At 71.1% G+C, this 16074-nt stretch carries 18 protein-coding genes; 13 read left to right on the top strand and 5 right to left on the bottom strand.

Translation table 11 applies throughout. From position 1 onward, the window contains the following. Positions 1-82: 82 nt before the first annotated feature. Positions 83-2137, bottom strand: a complete 2055-nt coding sequence (locus AB0B45_RS49345; protein WP_358145655.1) for a cellulase family glycosylhydrolase — start codon at positions 2135-2137, stop codon at positions 83-85. A gap of 176 nt (positions 2138-2313) precedes the next feature. On the opposite strand from AB0B45_RS49345, the gene AB0B45_RS49340 reads away from it, so the two are divergent. Then, positions 2314-3507, top strand: a complete 1194-nt coding sequence (locus tag AB0B45_RS49340; RefSeq protein WP_358145653.1) for an amidohydrolase family protein — start codon at positions 2314-2316, stop codon at positions 3505-3507. Here the strand turns inward: AB0B45_RS49340 and AB0B45_RS49335 are convergent. After that, on the bottom strand, positions 3504-3992 hold the full coding sequence (locus AB0B45_RS49335; RefSeq protein ID WP_358145652.1) for a MarR family transcriptional regulator: 489 nt from the start codon (positions 3990-3992) through the stop codon (positions 3504-3506). The two genes, AB0B45_RS49340 and AB0B45_RS49335, sit on opposite strands and share 4 nt — an antisense overlap. Before the next feature lie 106 nt (positions 3993-4098). Here AB0B45_RS49335 and AB0B45_RS49330 point away from each other — a divergent pair, with 106 nt between their 5' ends. The 3 genes from AB0B45_RS49330 (at position 4099) to AB0B45_RS49320 (ending at position 6915) form a co-directional block, all read left to right on the top strand. After that, positions 4099-5304 carry a serine hydrolase domain-containing protein gene (locus AB0B45_RS49330; protein ID WP_358145650.1) on the top strand — a complete coding sequence of 402 codons (1206 nt, stop codon included), beginning with the start codon at positions 4099-4101 and terminating at the stop codon, positions 5302-5304. 57 nt (positions 5305-5361) lie between these two features. Then, positions 5362-6018, top strand: coding sequence for a leucine efflux protein LeuE (leuE, locus tag AB0B45_RS49325; RefSeq protein ID WP_358145649.1), 657 nt, complete (start codon positions 5362-5364; stop codon positions 6016-6018). A gap of 267 nt (positions 6019-6285) precedes the next feature. After that, entirely contained in the window at positions 6286-6915 is a 630-nt protein-coding gene (locus AB0B45_RS49320) for a VC0807 family protein (protein WP_358145648.1), read from the top strand. On the opposite strand, the gene AB0B45_RS49315 is transcribed toward AB0B45_RS49320, so the two are convergent. Together AB0B45_RS49315 and AB0B45_RS49310 are read right to left on the bottom strand one after the other, a co-directional pair. Next, complete coding sequence (locus AB0B45_RS49315) at positions 6823-7812, bottom strand: hypothetical protein (protein WP_358145647.1); 990 nt, start codon at positions 7810-7812, stop codon at positions 6823-6825. The two genes, AB0B45_RS49320 and AB0B45_RS49315, sit on opposite strands and share 93 nt — an antisense overlap. 35 nt (positions 7813-7847) lie before the next feature. Further along, positions 7848-9023 carry a histidine kinase gene (locus tag AB0B45_RS49310; RefSeq protein ID WP_358145645.1) on the bottom strand — a complete coding sequence of 392 codons (1176 nt, stop codon included), beginning with the start codon at positions 9021-9023 and terminating at the stop codon, positions 7848-7850. A gap of 342 nt (positions 9024-9365) precedes the next feature. Here AB0B45_RS49310 and AB0B45_RS49305 point away from each other — a divergent pair, with 342 nt between their 5' ends. From AB0B45_RS49305 to AB0B45_RS49265, 9 genes are all read left to right on the top strand, one after another. Continuing rightward, complete coding sequence (locus AB0B45_RS49305; RefSeq protein ID WP_358145643.1) at positions 9366-9998, top strand: DedA family protein; 633 nt, start codon at positions 9366-9368, stop codon at positions 9996-9998. A gap of 76 nt (positions 9999-10074) precedes the next feature. Then, positions 10075-10884: a DMT family transporter gene (locus AB0B45_RS49300; RefSeq protein WP_358145641.1), complete on the top strand. Its 810-nt coding sequence runs from the start codon at positions 10075-10077 to the stop codon at positions 10882-10884. 19 nt (positions 10885-10903) lie between these two features. After that, positions 10904-12118 (top strand): glycosyltransferase, encoded by a 1215-nt coding sequence (locus AB0B45_RS49295; RefSeq protein WP_358145640.1) that lies wholly within the window; start codon positions 10904-10906, stop codon positions 12116-12118. Further along, positions 12115-12780 carry a DUF998 domain-containing protein gene (locus tag AB0B45_RS49290; protein ID WP_358145638.1) on the top strand — a complete coding sequence of 222 codons (666 nt, stop codon included), beginning with the start codon at positions 12115-12117 and terminating at the stop codon, positions 12778-12780. The genes AB0B45_RS49295 and AB0B45_RS49290 overlap by 4 nt, the downstream gene beginning before the upstream one ends. 43 nt (positions 12781-12823) lie before the next feature. Then, a complete protein-coding gene (locus tag AB0B45_RS49285) occupies positions 12824-13528 on the top strand; it encodes a winged helix-turn-helix domain-containing protein (protein ID WP_358145637.1) in 705 nt (234 codons plus the stop codon). Between the two features lie 20 nt (positions 13529-13548). After that, positions 13549-14382 carry a hypothetical protein gene (locus tag AB0B45_RS49280; protein ID WP_358145635.1) on the top strand — a complete coding sequence of 278 codons (834 nt, stop codon included), beginning with the start codon at positions 13549-13551 and terminating at the stop codon, positions 14380-14382. After that, complete coding sequence (locus AB0B45_RS49275; protein ID WP_358145633.1) at positions 14379-15107, top strand: isocitrate lyase/phosphoenolpyruvate mutase family protein; 729 nt, start codon at positions 14379-14381, stop codon at positions 15105-15107. Before AB0B45_RS49280 ends, AB0B45_RS49275 begins: the two co-directional genes overlap by 4 nt. Positions 15108-15168: 61 nt before the next feature. Next, on the top strand, positions 15169-15723 hold the full coding sequence (locus AB0B45_RS49270; protein ID WP_358145632.1) for a BTAD domain-containing putative transcriptional regulator: 555 nt from the start codon (positions 15169-15171) through the stop codon (positions 15721-15723). Beyond that, a complete protein-coding gene (locus AB0B45_RS49265; RefSeq protein ID WP_358145630.1) occupies positions 15720-15890 on the top strand; it encodes a hypothetical protein in 171 nt (56 codons plus the stop codon). The genes AB0B45_RS49270 and AB0B45_RS49265 overlap by 4 nt, the downstream gene beginning before the upstream one ends. A gap of 41 nt (positions 15891-15931) precedes the next feature. Here the strand turns inward: AB0B45_RS49265 and AB0B45_RS49260 are convergent. After that, the coding region (locus tag AB0B45_RS49260) for a zinc ribbon domain-containing protein (protein ID WP_358145683.1) at positions 15932-16074 on the bottom strand (143 nt) is incomplete at its 5' end.

The raw sequence follows: 16074 nt of genomic DNA, 5'->3' as shown, positions 1-16074 counted from the left end.
CCCGCGCAGCCACCCCAGCCGCGCGGGCCCCCCGATACCGGCTATTTCATAGTAACTCAGTGGGTTTTATAGGTAAATACCCCTAGTCCGCGCGCACCCTCTCACGGACCCACACACCCGCAGGCTTGAGCCTGGAGGTGCCGGCGAACGGGCCGTTCGGGCAGGTGCCCGTGGCGAAGACGGCGCCCGAACGCTCGTCGTCGGAGTAGTTCCAGTTCACCCAGCTGATCTTCTTCTGTGCCATCAGGTCGATGTACTGCTGCGACCTGGTGAAGTTGTTCGACCCGTCACCGGAGGCGGTCTGCGTGCCGAACTCCGTCACGAACATCGGGATCCTGTCGGCCGCCCTCGACAGCGCGCTCAGGTACTCCGAGCCATGGGAGGCCGCGTAGAAATGGAAGGTGTACATGATGTTGGTCGCGTTGACCGGGTTGCTGACGACCTCGTTCTCGTTCGCGCCGTCGGAGATGCCGAGCGACGACCACGCGCGAGTCCCCACGAGGATCGGGGTCTCCGGGTCGTACTGCCTGATCACCGGGATGAGCTGGTGGGCGTAGTTCCTGATCGTCGACCACGACACGCCGTTCGGCTCGTTGGCGATCTCGTACAGCAGGTTGTTCTTGCCGTTGTGCCGCTGGGCGATCTCGGTGAAGAACGTCTTGGCCCTGCTCAGGTTCACCGTCGGGTCGCCGGGCTTGAGCATGTGCCAGTCGACGATCGCGTACATCCCGCGCGCCGTGGCCATCTCGATCAGGTTGTGCACCCGGTCGGTGAACAGCCGCGGATTCGTCTCGTACCCGCCTTCCTGGATGTACATCGAGATCCGCAGGACGTCGGCCTTCCAGTCGGTGGCCAGCGCGTCCAGTGAGGCGGTGTTGAGGCACTGCGAATACCACTGCAGGCCGTGCGAGCTCATGCCGCGCAGCTGGATCTGCTCGCCGCGCTCGTTGCACAGCCGTACCCCGCACACCGCCAGCTGGCCGTTGGCCTCCACGGGGGTGCCCGAGCCGCCCGCCTGGGTGGTGGCGGTCACGGCGGCGCTCCTGTCGGACTCGTTGTCCGACGGGTCACGGGCGGTCACGGTGTAGGTGTGGGTCGAGGAGGGCGCCAGCCCCGTGATCGTGGCCGACGTGCCGCTCACGGTCGCCTTCAGCGCCGAGCCCTCGTAGACCCGGTAGTCCTTGATCGTCCCGCTGTTGTCGGTCGAGGCGTTCCACGCCAGCGTGATCGAGCTGGACGTGGTGGCCGTCGACCGCGGGTTGCCGGGAACGGACGGCTTCTCCGTGTCAGGAGGACCGGCGGCGGAGACCGTCAGCCTGTCCAGGTTGGGCCCGCCGTTGGCGGTCGTCGCGGTGGCGCGGACGGTGTTGGCGCCCGCGTTCAGCGCGGCGTTGACCGTGGTCTCCACCCAGGTGGTCCACGCGCCCGTGCCGGGGAAGTCGCGGTTCACGTCGACCCCGTTGACCGCGATGGCCATGGGACGGTTGACGGTGGTGCCGTTGGCGTAGCGGAAGGTCAGCGCCGCGTTCCCCGCCGCCGCGGCGTTCACGGTGAACTCGACGTAGGAGCCCGCGACGTTGGTGTAGTCGACGAAGCCGCTACCGGTGTATCCGGCGTGCTTGGTGTCAACGATGCCCTGCGAGATGACCGCGTTCTCCGCCTGGTACTCGTTCGACGGAGCGGCCACGTCGATCTCGGCGTAGTCGAGGTTGGGCCCGCCGTTGGCGGTGGTGGCGGTGGCGCGGATGGTGTTGGCGCCCGCGTTCACCGGCGCCGTGATCGTCGTCGAGGCCCAGGTGGACCAGGCCCCCGTGCCAGGGAAGTCCCTGGTCACGCTGGTCCCGTTGACCGCGATGGCCATCGGGCGGTTGACGGTGGTGCCGTTGGCGTAGCGGAGCACGATCGAGGCGGTGCCCGCCGCCGCGGCGTTCACGGTGAACTCGACGTAGGAGCCCTGGACGTTGTCGTAGTTGACGAAGCCGGTGCCGCTGAAACCGGCGTGGTTGGATTCCACCACCCCTTGGGAGACGGTCGCGTTCTCCGCCTCATGGCGGGTGGGCGCCTGGGCGAGGGCGGGGGTCGCCAACGCGGTGGTGAGGATCGCGGTCAGGGCGAGGAAGCGGATGGGTCGGAGCATCGCCTCTCCGGTTTATTAGGAAACTTAACTAACGAGCAATCGGAGAATAGGTCCGACCACTCCACCGCACAAGGCCCAATTGACTGGCGCGATCAGAATCCCTTACGGCCTTTACGAAGTAATTCTCCCCTCAGATATTTTGACGCATGATAGTTAGACCTCTTACTATCTGCCCCATGAGAACCCGGATCCGCAATGCCCGCGTCTTCGACGGGCTGAAGACCATCGCCCACGCCGACGTCCTCATCGACGGCGACCTGATCGCCGAACCCGACGACCGCCCCGCCGACGTCGAGATCGACGGCTCGGGCAGGACCCTGCTGCCGGGCCTGATCGACGCCCACACCCACACCTTCGACGGCGACCTCGCCCAGGCGCTGCGGTTCGGCGTCACGACCGAGCTCGACATGTTCTGCCTGCCAGGCAACCTCGCCCGCCAGCGCCGCGCCGCCGCCGACCGGGACGACGTGGCCGACCTGCGCAGCTCGGGCGTCCTCGCCACCGCACCAGGAGGACATCCCAGCCAGATCATGGACTCACCCGGCGTGCGGGACCTCGGCGACGCGGCGGGAGCGTTCGACACCGTCGCCGACGCCGGCCAGGCCAAGGCGTTCGTGGAGGCCAGGCTGGCCGAGGGCATCGACTACCTGAAGATCGTCATCGACAGCGGGCACGTGGGCGGCCTCGACCTGCCCGTCCTGTCCCCCGGCACCGTGGCCGCCCTCGTCGAGGCCGGCCACGCGGCCGGGCTGCTGACCATCGCGCACACCGTCACCACGCGGGACGCCGTCGTCGCCCTCGACGCGGGCATCGACGGCCTGGCGCACGTCGTCACCGACCCGCTGACCGACGACCTCGCCGCCAGGATCGCCGCGCAGGGCGTGTTCGTGGTCAGCACGCTGACCTACTTCGAGGCCGTGCTGAACGATCCCAGCGGCGCCGAACTGGTGCGCGACGAGCGGATCGGCTCGAAGCTGCCCGACCGGGCCAGGGCCGCGCTCGACCGCGACGCGAGCGTCGTCCCCGTGCGCCCCGACGGGGTCCGCAACGCCGTACGGGCGGCCGGGACGCTGCACAGAGCGGGGGTCGCGCTGCTGGCGGGCACCGACGCCAACCCGTGGGCGCCGTTGCACGGCGCCGGAATGCATCGCGAGGTGCTGCTCCTGACGGAGGCGGGCCTCAGCGCGGAGGCGGCGCTCGCGGCCGCCACCAGCCTCCCCGCCCGCCACTTCGGGCTGGCCGACCGCGGCAGGATCGCGCCGGGCCTCCGCGCGGACCTCCTGCTGGTGGACGGCGACCCGACCACCGACATCACCGCCACCCGCGCGATCAAGGAGATCTGGCGGCGAGGGGTACGGCAGGCGAGCTAGGCGCGCAGCATCCCGCGCAGGATCGCGTCGAGCGCGCCGGCCTCCCGCTCGGTCAGCTTGGCGGCCAACCCTGCCAGGTTCGCCGCGTGCTCGGTGAGCGTGGCATCGATGACCTCGCGGCCCCGCTCGGTGAGCGAGACGCGGAAGCTGCGCCGGTCGGCCGGGTCGAGGCTGCGTTCGACCAGCCCCGCCGCCTCCAGCCTGTCGATGCGGTTGGTCATGCCCGCGCGGGACATCATCAGCACCTCGGACAGCTCCGACGGGATCAGCGTGTAAGGCGGGCCCGACCGGCGCAGCGCCGCCAGCACGTCGAACTCGCCCGGCCGCAGGCCGTGGCGCAGGAACACCTGCTCCACGGCCGACTCCACCAGCCGCGACACCTGCGCGAGACGGGCGAAGACGCCCATCGCCGACAGATCGAGATCCGGACGTTCGCGCCGCCACTGGGTGAGGATGACGTCGATCGCGTCCTGCTCGCTGCTCATGGTCAGACCTTATGGGACACCGGATCGCCCCCTGCCGGGTCAGCCGGCTGCGCCGGCCCGCGTGGCACGTCTGGACGAAGGGCCTGATTCATGGTGGATTCAGGAGATGACGGTTCAGGGCACCTGCGACCCAGTGTTCGAGCAGGTCGCGAAGGAGTTCGAGCGCAATCTCACCGATCGCGGCGAAGTGGGCGCGTCGGTGTGCGTGATCGTCGACGGCGAGACGGTCGTCGACCTGTGGGGCGGCGAGGCGGCTCCCGGTGTTCCGTGGCTGAACGACACCATCGGTCACGTGTGGTCGTGCACCAAGGGCGCCACCGCGTTGTGCGCGCACGTGCTGGCCTCCAGAGGAGAGCTCGACCTCGACGCCCCCGTCACCGCCTACTGGCCCGAGTACGGCACGCGAGGCAAGGCCGGCACGCTGGTGCGCCACCTGCTCGCCCACCAGGCGGGGCTGCCCGCGCTCAGGGACCCGCTGCCGAGGGGGGCCTTCTACGACTGGAAGCTGATGACCGAGCGGCTGGCGGGCGAGGAGCCGTTCTGGGAGCCGGGCACCAGGCACGGCTACCACGCGCTGACCTTCGGCTTCCTCGTCGGAGAGGTCGTGCGCAGGGTGAGCGGCCGCTCCCTCGGAACGTTCTTCCGCGAGGAGATCGCCGAACCGCTCGGTCTGGACTTCTGGCTCGGGCTGCCCGAGGAGCAGGAGGGCAGGGTCGCGCCGACGATCCCCGCCGAACCGCCCGCCGAGCTCCCCAGCTTCTACGCCAAGGCGTTCTCCGACCCCGCCTCGATCCCCGCGCTACTGCTGGGCAACGACGGCGGCTACATGATGACCCCCGGGGAGTCGGACAGCAGGGCCGCGCACGCGGCCGAGTTCGGCGCGGTCGGCGGCATCACCAACGCGCGCGGGCTCGCGGGGATGTACCGGCCGCTGTCGATCGGCGGCGGTGAGCTGGTCGGCCAGGGCCAGCTGGCGCTCATGTCGCCCGCCAGGTCCGCCGGCTCCGTGGACGCGGTGCTGTTGGTGCCGAGCAGGTTCTCGCTCGGCTTCATGAAGGCTGTCGACAACGGGCACCTGCCTCCCGCCGACAGCGAGGGCGCGCTGCTCACCGAGACCGCGTTCGGGCACGCGGGCATGGGCGGCTCGGTGGGTTTCTGCGATCCGCCCGCTCGCCTGGCCTTCGCCTACACCATGAACCGTCAGGGCACCGGGCTCGGCATCAACCCTCGAGGCCAGGCGCTCGTGGACGCCGCCTACCGGTCGACGGGGCACCGGCAGGCGCCCGGGGGCCTGTGGTACCGCCCGCTCTGACTATCTCCCGATATCTGACGCGCTACTGTGAAACGAACCGTTTTAGCAGGAGCGAGCATGTTCTTCGGCGTGACCGACATCTGGACATACGTGGCAGGAGCCTTCTTCATCATCCTGCTGCCCGGCCCCAACTCCCTCTACGTCCTCGCCCTCGCCGCACAGCGGGGCGTGCGTGAGGGGTACAAGGCCGCGGCGGGCGTCTTCGTCGGCGACACCGTCCTCATGGTGCTGGCCGCGGCGGGCGCCGCTTCGCTGCTGCGCTCCAACGCGGTGCTGTTCACGATCGTGAAGTACGCGGGCGCGGGCTACCTGGCGTGGATCGGCCTCCAGATGATCAGGGGCGCGTGGAAGGCGTGGCGCTCCCCCGAAACGGCGCAGGCTCCGGTGAACGCACTGGTGAACGAGCGCGGCGCGCACCCCTTCCGCAAGGCGCTGGCGATCAGCCTGCTGAACCCGAAGGCGATCCTGTTCTTCGTCTCCTTCTTCATCCAGTTCGTGGATCCCTCGTACGGGGCTCCGGCGGTGCCGTTCCTGATCCTGGGGGCGATCATCCAGGTGTTCAGCGCGCTGTACCTCTCGGCGTTGATCTTCGGGGGGACCTTCCTCGCCGGGCAGTTCCGCACCAGGAGGAAGCTGTCGGCCACGCTCACCTCGGGGGTCGGCGCGCTCTTCCTCGGCTTCGGCGCCAAGCTCGCCACCGCCAGCCTGGGCTGAGGTCGCGGGCGCGGGGATCGGCCTCGTCGCCACCCTCAGCGCAACGGACTTAAGGGTACAGATCATGACATTCGGCTAGCCCAAGATCAACAAGGCCGAATGTGCACAATCTGACAGTGGCATCTTCGGACGTCAGGTACGGTAAGCCACCGGTGCGCCCCGCGCTCCGGGGTAAACCGTCCCGTAACCCCGACGGCAGCGTCCGCCGATGCCTGCTTGCGCCATCCCTGGGTAGGCGCTGTTCGTGGGCCGAACTACGGAGCAGAGTTGAACCATCCCCCTGTCGCGCTTCCACGCCTGACCGCCATGGCGAAGCAGGCCGTTCCCCGCCTGCTCGAAGGCGTCGTCGCACCGCTCGCCGTCTTCTACACCGGCCTCATGATCCTTGGCGAGACGGGCGCTCTGATCGCGGCGGTGGCGTGGGTGTACCTCGGCGTGGGATGGCGGCTCGTCAGGAGGGTCAGGGTGCCCGCGACGATGTTCCTCGCCGCGGTGGCGATCACCGCCCGCGCCCTGGTCGCCCTGTGGACCGGCAACAACGCCGTCTTCTTCCTGACGCCCGAGTTCGGGACGATCTGCATCAGCATGATCTTCCTCGCCTCGGTCAGGTTGGACAGGCCCATGGTCCAGAAGCTCACCCTCGACTACATCCACCTTCCCCAGGCGGTGCTCAAGCACGAGCGGATGCGCAGGTTCTTCGCCAGGATCACCCTGCTGTGGGCGTTCGTCCTGCTGGCCAACTCCACGGTGAGCATCTGGCTGTTCCTCAACGAGTCCCTCGGCGCCTACATGCTGCTGCGCACCTCAGCGGTCGCCGGCATCAGCGGGCTCGCGATCACCTTCTCGCTGTGGGCCTTCAAGCGGGTCCTGCGCCGCCTCCACCACGCCCCCGCCTGACCTCTCGATCAGTAGGAACGCTCCAGCGAGCCCCAGCACCAAGCCGGTCAGCATCGAGAACAGCTCCACCAGGTGGGTCGCGACCATCGGCGCCTTCGGGGTCAGCGGCCCCGCGGTCACGACGAGGATCATCGAGTAGAGGCCCCAGGCGAACAGGTAGCCACTGCCCAGCCACGCGACGGCCACCGCCCACGGCGTATGCCCGCGCAGCAGGCACAGGTAGGCGACGGCGCCGCCGATGACGATCACTCCCGCGACGACCTGCGTGATGGTTCCGGTCAGTGTTCGAGCGGCCACCGCCGCCGGGTCCAGGCCGGCCGTGCCGCCGAGGGCCCAGTACAGGTTCGCGCCGCCGACGATCACGGTCACCAGCAGGCTGCCGCGCCCCACCACGTGCTGGAACGGCACGGCCGTCCGCGCGGCGCCGTACGCGAAGACCCACGGCCACCTGTCGCGGGCGTAGAGGGCGAAGGCGACGGCGAGCCCGACGCCCTGCAGCGAGAAGCCGCCGTAGACGACCAGGTAGACCCAGCCCTCCAGCATGTCGCCGGTGAAGAAGACGCCGGGCCCCTGGAGCAGCAGCGTCAGTGGCAGGGCGATGAGGATCTGCGCCAGCAGCGCGACGCCGACCCAGACGGGCAGCAGCACCAGCCACGCGGGCAGGCGCATCCCCCACCGCGTTGTGAAGGCCAGCGCGAGGCAGAGACCGACGAGGTCCATGCCGAAGGTCATGGCGTTGAGCCCGACCATCGTGCCCGAGTTCATCAGCGAGGGGTCGAGCACGCCGACCGGATGGCCCGTCAGCCAGAGGATCTTGATGGTGAGGTAGGGCAGGGTGGCGGCCATCACGACGGCCGCCGCGGTGACCCTGCCGATTCCTGCCTGAGGAACGTCCATGCCGTCGAATCTGCCCGGCACGGACGGCCCCTGCCTCACGCGTCGTGGGGATCCGGCTCCCCCGCGTGGGGGATAACGACGAGCTCGAAGCCGTCGTCCACCGGTCCTGCCGTCATCGTGCCGCCCGCCAGCCGTACGCGCTCGCGCAGTCCTGTGAGGCCCATGCCGCCCGTGAGCGCCGTGGACCCGCCGCGGGCCGGGCCGTTGCGCACCGCGATCCGCTCAGGCGTGAGCGAGACCCGCACCCACGCTCCGGGGGCGTGTTTGGCCGCGTTGGTCAGCCCTTCCTGGACCACCCTGTGCGCCAGCGCGGGCACCGGGCCGGGCGCGATCTCCACGGTGACCTCCATCCCCGAGTCCCTGGCCCGCTCGACCAGGGCGGTGACGTCCTCGTCCACCGGGGCGAGCGGGGCGGGCTCGATGTCCTCGCGCAGCAGCCCGACGATCTGCCGCAGCCGTTCCGTGGCCTCCGCCGCCGCCACCCGCAGCTCTCCCGCTGCCCTGGCCTGGGCGGGCGTGAGCCCCGGCGCGATCTCCAGCCCCGCGGCGCGCACGGCGATCAGGGCCAGGTCGTGCCCGAGCGAGTCGTGCATGTCGTGCGCGATGCGGGTGCGCTCGCGCAGCCTGGCCTGAGCGGCCACCGACTGCCGCGCCCGCTCGCGCTGCTGCAGCAGCCGCCGCCTGAGCACCCCCAGCAGGTACGGCACGACGTAGAAGCCGAGCAGCCCCGAGACCATCGTGAACCACAGCCGCAGCTGCCCTCCCTGCGCCAGCACGACCCCCACGCCGACCAGGCAGGTCACGCCGAAGACGGCCGCCGCCGGCCAGACCCGCGCGACCCTGCGCCCCGTCAGGTAGGCGTACCAGATCACGGTGGGGGTGGTGGGCGACAGCGGGAAGATCTTCACGGCGAGCAGCGACAGCGGCCAGGCCTGGTCGCTCGTGGCCTGTCCCCCGCTGAGGTCCCAGCTGGCCGTGGCCAGACCCTCGGTGAAGTCCCACGGCCCCAGCGGCAGCAGGATCACCACCGCGGCGAGCGGCCACGCCCTGCCTACCAGGATCGCCAGCCCGAGCAGCAGGACCCGCCCGCCCGTCACGAGGAGGAACCGCCGGGGGTCGTCGAAGGGGTCGGGGCCCGACGCGGCGGCCAGGAGGGACATGACGATCCACAGGAGCACGTCGTAGAGCAGTTGGCGGGGTCGGCGGCGCATGGGAGAGACGCTATCGGGGCGTCCCTGATCACCGCCCCTGCCGAAAGTCAGGGTGTGGCCCGCCGTAACGGGAAAGGTGGTGCCCGCACCACCTCCGACCTCAATCCCCGCACCAGTGTGCGCGTGCTCCTCCCCAGGTTGGATCGATGGACATGACGAAAGTAGGGGGTCGTGCGTACCGATCGTCCGATGTGGGCGGACCTGCTCGATCCCTAGGTTCGAGGAGGTAGATCCCTGAGATTTCCAGGGGACGGCCGGGGCCCGTCCGGGGGCTCATCCCCGATGTCACCGGGCTGATCCGCCGCCACTCTGAGAGAACTCCCCACAGACCGGAGCGCACACATGTCCCACGCCATTCTCGACCTGCTCAACGAGGTGATGACCTCGCCGTGGTTGTACGTCGCGCTGTTCGCGCTGGCGATGCTCGACGGGTTCTTCCCCATCGTGCCCGCCGAGACGGCGGTCATCACCGCGGGCGTGTTCGCTGCCTCGACGGGCGATCCGAACCTATGGCTGGTGGTGGTCGTCGCCGCGCTCGGCGCCTTCGCCGGTGACCACATCTCCTACTTCATCGGCAGCAAGGCGGGCAAGCGCCTGAAGGGCAAGAAGGCCTACGCATGGGCGCAGCAGGCACTCGCCGAGCGTGGCGGCCTGCTGCTCGTCGTGGCCCGCTACATCCCAGGAGGCAGGACCGCGGCCACCCTGACCATGGGCGGCGTCCGCTATCCCCGCAGGTCGTTCACGTTCTTCGACGCCATCGCGGCCGGGTCGTGGGCGGTCTACTCGGGCCTGATCGGCTTCTTCGGCGGCATGGCCTTCGAGAACGACCCGATCAAGGGCCTGCTGCTCGGCCTCGGCATCGCGGTGTCGATCACCGCGATCGTCGAGCTCGTCCGCTGGCTGCGCAAGAGGCGCTCACAGGGTTCGCACAGAGCGCTCGTCGGAGCCGTACAGGGCGCCGAAGGAGACTCCTGACTGTTCGCCCCCGTGTCCCTGAGCGGAGATCTCTCGGACATCTCCACATGACTTCATCCAGGTGAAAGGAGTGCGCATGACTGTGCTGGCCGCGGCCGTAGCCCTGTTCGGCTCGTTGTTCTTCGCACTCGGCGCCGCTCTCCAGCAGTTCGAGGCGGCGGGCTCGGGCTCGGCCAAACCGAGCCTGCTGGCTCTGCTCAAGAAGCCCCGCTGGCTCCTCGGCGGGGTGTCGATCACCGTGGGCGGCGGACTGCACATCCTCGCCCTCGGCCTCGGCCCGCTGACCGTCGTCCAGCCCATGGGCGTGGCCAGCCTGTTGTTCGCGCTGCCGATCGCGGCCGGGCTCCACGGGCGCAGGCCCTCGCGCAAGGAGCTGGCCGCCGCGGCCACGGTCGCCATCGGCCTGATCGGACTGGTGCTGCTGGTCCCCCCGCATGCGGGCCCCACGTACCTGAGCCCCAACGGGGCCGTCACGCTGCTCGCGGTCGCGGGCATCGCGGCGGTCCTGCTGTGGGCGGGCGCGCGGGTCGCCTCCCCCGCGGGGCGGGCCGCGCTCCTGGCCACCAGCGCGGGCGTGCTGTACGGCGCGACCGCGACCCTCATGCGCGTCCTGGTCGACGGGTCGTGGAACTGGTGGTACCTGCTGGCCCTTCCCGTCCCCGCCCTGCTCGCCCTCATGCTCCTGCAGCGGGCCTACGCCGTCGGCCACTTCGGCGTGTCCTTCGCCTCCCTGCAGATCGCCGACCCTCTGACCGCCGTCGCCTTCGGCGCCCTCCTGCTCGGCGAGCCCCTCCCCCAGGGCCTCGTCCCCATCGCGGCCGCCGCGCTCACGGCGGCGGGCACGATCGCGCTCGCCCGGACCACCCCTCTCGAATCACGTACCTAGCTCGTAGGAGTCCCCCACCATGGCCATGCCGCTCGCATCAGCGCAGACCGCCCGCCCGACACTCCAGCCGGTGCCGACCAGGCCCCGCCGCGTGCTGATCTCGACCGACACCTATCCGCCCGACGTGAACGGAGCCGCCTACTTCACCCACCGGCTGGCCACGGGCCTGGCCGAGCGCGGCAACGACGTCCACGTGATCTGCCAGTCGGAGGAGGGCCCCGCCAAGGCCTCGGTGGAGGACGGCGTGGTCGTGCACCGGCTGCGCTCGGCGCCGCTGCTGGTGCACCCGACGATGCGGGTGACGGTCCCGACCAGGCTCGACCGCCTGGTGAAGGCCATCCAGCCCGACGTGCTGCACACCCAGGGCCACTTCGTGGTCGGCAGGGCGGCGATGGCCGCGGCGCGCAGGAACGGCGTGCCCATCGTGGCGACCAACCACTTCATGCCCGACAACCTCTTCCAGTTCGCGCACATCCCCGCCAAGCTCCGGGAGAAGGCGGGCAGGCTGGCCTGGCGCGACTTCAGCAGGATCTTCTCCCGCGCCGACCACGTCACCACCCCCACGCCGCTGGCCGCGGGGCTGCTGGCCGACCAGGGTTTCGCCCGCGAGGTGGAGGCGGTCTCCTGCGGGATCGACCTGACCAGGTTCCACCCCATGGCCGAGCCGAAGGCGTGGGCGCGCAAGGCGTTCGGCCTGCCCGACCGCGAGACGGTCCTGTTCGTGGGACGGCTCGACGAGGAGAAGCGGATCGACGAGCTGGTGCGGGCTCTGCCGTACGTCCTGAACGAGACAGACGCCCAGGTGGCGTTGGTGGGCAAGGGCAACCAGCGGGAGTACCTGGAGCAGCTGGCCAGGAAGATCGGGGTCGGCGACCGGGTGTTCTTTCTCGGGTTCGTGCCCGACGAGGCGATGCCGCAGGCGTTCGCCGCCGCCGACGTGTTCGCCATGCCGGGCGTCGCCGAGCTGCAGAGCATCGCGACGCTGGAGGCCATGGCCAGCGGGCTGCCCGTCGTCGCGGCGAACGCGATGGCGCTCCCGCACCTGGTGGATGACAACGGCTACCTGTTCGAGCCAGGCGACGTGATCGAGCTGGCACGGCACCTGACGGCGCTGCTGGTCGACACGGACCTGCGGGCCAGGGCGGCCAAGGCCAGCCGCGAGCTGGCGCTGACCCACGACCACCAGGCCTCGCTGGCCCGCTTCGAGGACATCTACGCCGAGGTCGCCCGATGATCCTGGTGGCCCCCCTGGTCGCGGCGCTGGTGTGCCTGGCGGCGCTGGCCTACGCGCACCTGGTGTTGCCCCCGCAGCCGCTGGTCAGCGACTACGCGCTGGTTCCCGGCGGGATGCCCCTGGTCGTGGTCGGCATGCTGGCGCTGGCCTCCGGCTGCGTGTTCCTCGCGTACGGCCTGGCCGTTCGCGACCCCGCCCGCACCGCGGCGACCAGGATGCTGCTGATCGCCGCGGCCGGGGGCCTGATGCTGAGCGCCGTCTTCCCCACCGACCCCGGCATGGCCAAGTCAGTGTCGGGCGAGGTGCACCGGTGGGCCTCGGCGGTGGTGTTCACCTCGCTCCCCGTCGCGGGATGGACGCTGGCCCGCGGCCGCGCCGCCCTCCCCCGCTGGAACCTGGTCAGGTCACTGGCCATGACCTCCGTCGTCGCCCTGGCCGTCTACCTGGCCGCCCACCCCGCGACGCTCACCTCCGCGCTCATCGGTGGCGAGTCCTACTACGGGCTGCTGGAGCGGGCGGTGATCGTGGCCGAGGTCGCCCTGGTGGTCATGATGGGCATGGCCGCCTCCCTCGACTTCCGCCTTCCCCTCGACCTGCCCGTGGCCCCGCGGGAGACCCGCATCGCCACGACTGCGCCCGCCGACAGGGCGAAGGCCGCGTAAGGGTTCGGCGGACGCCGAACCCTCACGGGCCTACCGTGGAGACATGTCAGCTCAAGGTCTCGCCTCGTTCGCGGCGCTCATGGCCGACCCGACCAGGGCGGCGTTCTGCCTGGCCCTGCTCGACGGGCGGGCGTGGACGGCGGGCGAGCTCGCCAAGGCGGCCAAGGTCGCCCCTTCCACCGCCAGCGAGCATCTCAGCAAGATGGTCGAGGGCGGCCTGCTCAGCGAGGAACGGCAGGGCAGGCACCGCTACGTGCGGCTGGCCGACGCGGCCACCGCGCAGCTCGTCGAGGACCTCGCCGCCCACGTCAACCCAGCCGTTCCCGCGGCCTCACCGACCTCGCTCAGGGCGGCCAGCGCGTCGGCCGCCATGGCCAGGGCGCGCACCTGCTACGACCACCTCGCCGGACGCCTCGGCGTCGCCGTCACCGACGCGCTCCTGTCGCGCGGCCTGCTGGATCCGGGGTTCTCGCTGAGCGCGTCGGGCGCCGACTGGTTCGCCAGGCTCGGGATCGCACTGGAGGCCAGCCGTCACCGGCCGATGGCCAGGCCGTGCCTCGACTGGACCGAGCGCCGCCCCCACCTCGCCGGCACGGCGGGCGCCGCCCTGTGCCGCCACGCCTTCGAGGCCGGATGGGTCACCAGGATCGGTGGCCATCGGGCGCTCAAGGTGACCGACGACGGCCTGACCAGCCTGTGCACCCTGCTGGAGATCCCCGCCAGCACACTTCGGCCGCTGCCGAACTGACCTTGGCCTAGCGTCGTTCCATGCGCATCACCGGTCACGCGGAAGTCCGCGCCGTCCTGTCCGACCCGTCGTACGTCCCGCCGCCGCCTCCTCCCGGGGCCGCCTACGGGACGCTGGGGTGGCTGCGCTCGCAGGTCTCCCGCTTCGCCTCGGGCGCCGTCCACGCCGAACGCCGCGCCCTCGTCGAGGGCCGCCTGTCGCGCATGGACCCCGCCGCCCTCCGCACCGCCGCCGCCGCGGCCACGCGCGCCCTCCTCACCGCCCCCTCCGAGGAGCGTCCGGCCGCCGCCGCCTCGCCGTCCCACGAGACGACCTCCCAGCGGTCCTCAGCCCCCGGCGACGTGGACGGACGCGTCCTCGCCTACGGAGTGCCCACCAGGGTCCTCGGGGCCGCCCTCGGCATCCGTGACCTCGACGCCCTCGTGCCCGCCGTCGAGAGCGCCGCCACCGGCTACCTGTCGGGTGCCGCCACCCCTGACACCGACGCCGCGGTCGCGCGCCTGCTCACCCTCGCCGAGCTCCCCGAGATCACCATCCTGCTCCAGGCGCACGGCGCCGTCACCGCGCTCCTCCGCAACGCCCTCGCCACGCCCCGCGCCACCGGCACGGCCACGGCCACGGCCGCCACCGCCACCGCCACCGCCACGGCCACGGCCGAGAGTCTCCTGCGCGACACCCTCCGCCACGACCCGCCCGTCCGGGCCACCAAGCGGGTCGACGGCACGGGCGCCCTCGTCGAGGTCGACCTCACCCCCGACCTCCCCTTCGGCCACGGCCCGCGCCGCTGCCCAGGCTCCGACCACGCCATGGCCATCGCCACCGGCGTGCTAGAAACGATCATGGAGTACCGATGACCTTCGCCGACCTCCACCAGCCCGGCAACCCGCTCGTCCTGCCCAACGCGTGGGACTACGGCTCGGCCACCTTCCTCGCCGCCCGGGGATATCCCGCCATCGGCACCACGAGCCTCGGTGTCAGCGCCGTCCACGGCAAACCCGACGCCGCCGGCGCCACCAAGGCCGAGACCCTCGACCTCGTCGAGCTGCTGAAGGGCTTGCCCGCCTACCTCACCGTGGACATCGAGAACGGCTTCGGCGACGACCCCGCCGCCGTCGCCGACCTGGTCGACGTGCTGGCGGACATGGGCGTGGCGGGCGTCAACCTGGAGGACGGCCGCGCCGACGGCACCCTGCGCCCGATCGCCGAGCAGACCCGCATCCTGGAGGCGATCACGGGCAGGGGCGTGTTCGTCAACGCCAGGACCGACGCCCTCTGGCTGGGCACCGGCGACGACACCTTCGAGCGGGTGCGCGCCTACAGCGCCACGGGCGCCGACGGGATCTTCGTTCCCGGCGCGGGCGACCTGGGCACGATCGAGAAGCTCGTCGAGAGCACCCCGCTGCCGCTGAACGTGCTCTACGGCCTGCCCGTCGAGCAGCTCGCGGGCGTGGGCGTCGCCAGGGTCAGCACCGGTTCCCTCCTCTACCGCGCCGCGCTCCAGGGCGCGCTGGCCGTCCTCGAGAAGGACGCGGCGCTGCCCACCTACGCGGAGGTCGTCGAGCTCCTGCCCCAGCCCTGAAAGAAGGGCTTGCCCCCGAAGCTGAAGCCAGGGGCCCGCGCCATGGATCTACGATCGAGGCATGCGCTTCGAGATCCTCGGCCCCGCCATGGTGCGCGACGCCGGGGGGCGGCCGGTCGCGATCGGCGGGCCCAGGGTGCGGGCGCTGCTAGTGCTGCTGGCCGTGGACGCCGGCCGGGTCGTCACCCAGGAGCAGCTGATCGACGGCCTCTACGGCGCCGAGCCTCCCGAGACGGCGGCCAACGCGCTGCAGTCCCAGGTCTCCAGGCTGCGCAGGGCGCTGGGCAGGGGCCTGGTCGAGTTCCATCCCGCCGGCTACCGGCTCGCGGTCGACCCGGCCGACGTCGACGCGCACCGCTTCGAGCTCCTGGCGGCCGAAGGACGCGCGGCCCTGCGCGCGGGGGACCCCGCGCGAGCGGCCGCGTCGCTCAAGGAGGCGCTGGACCTGTGGAGGGGCGCCCCGCTGGTCGACGCGCCGTTCGCGGAGGCCGCGGCGAGCAGGCTGGCCGAGCTGCGCCTGACCGCCGTCGAGGACAGGGTGCAGGCCGAGCTGACACCGGCACCGCACTCACCCTGGTGGGCAGCCTCGGCTGCTACTGGTGGTTCAGGGGCATGAGGACCGAGAGCGCGGCCATGGCCGCCGAGGTGCTGGCCGTGGTCGAGCCTGGACCCACCGAGGAGTACGCCATGTGCGCGCTGGTCGCCGCGTGGGCCGACCCGGCCAAGGTGGACATCGGGCAGCTGCGCTACGACGGGGGCGTGCGGTTCAGTGGGAGTTCCTGAACGTGGTGACTCCTCCACCCCGTGAACGGGGTGGCTTCTCGCTAGGCCGCTGATGCGGCCTCGCGCAGGACCAGCCCGGCCCTGAGAACGTTGGTCGCGCCGACGACGTCGGCGTTCGCGGCGTATCCGCAGCCGACGCAGGCGAAGTCGGCTTGGCTGGTGCGGTTCTCCCCAGATGTGTGCC

This window comes from Nonomuraea sp. NPDC049152 (genome assembly GCF_040648355.1).
Taxonomy (GTDB): Bacteria; Actinomycetota; Actinomycetes; order Streptosporangiales; family Streptosporangiaceae; genus Nonomuraea.
The sequence above is the reverse complement of the archived record's forward strand: the minus strand, read 5'-3'. Positions and strand labels throughout refer to the sequence as shown.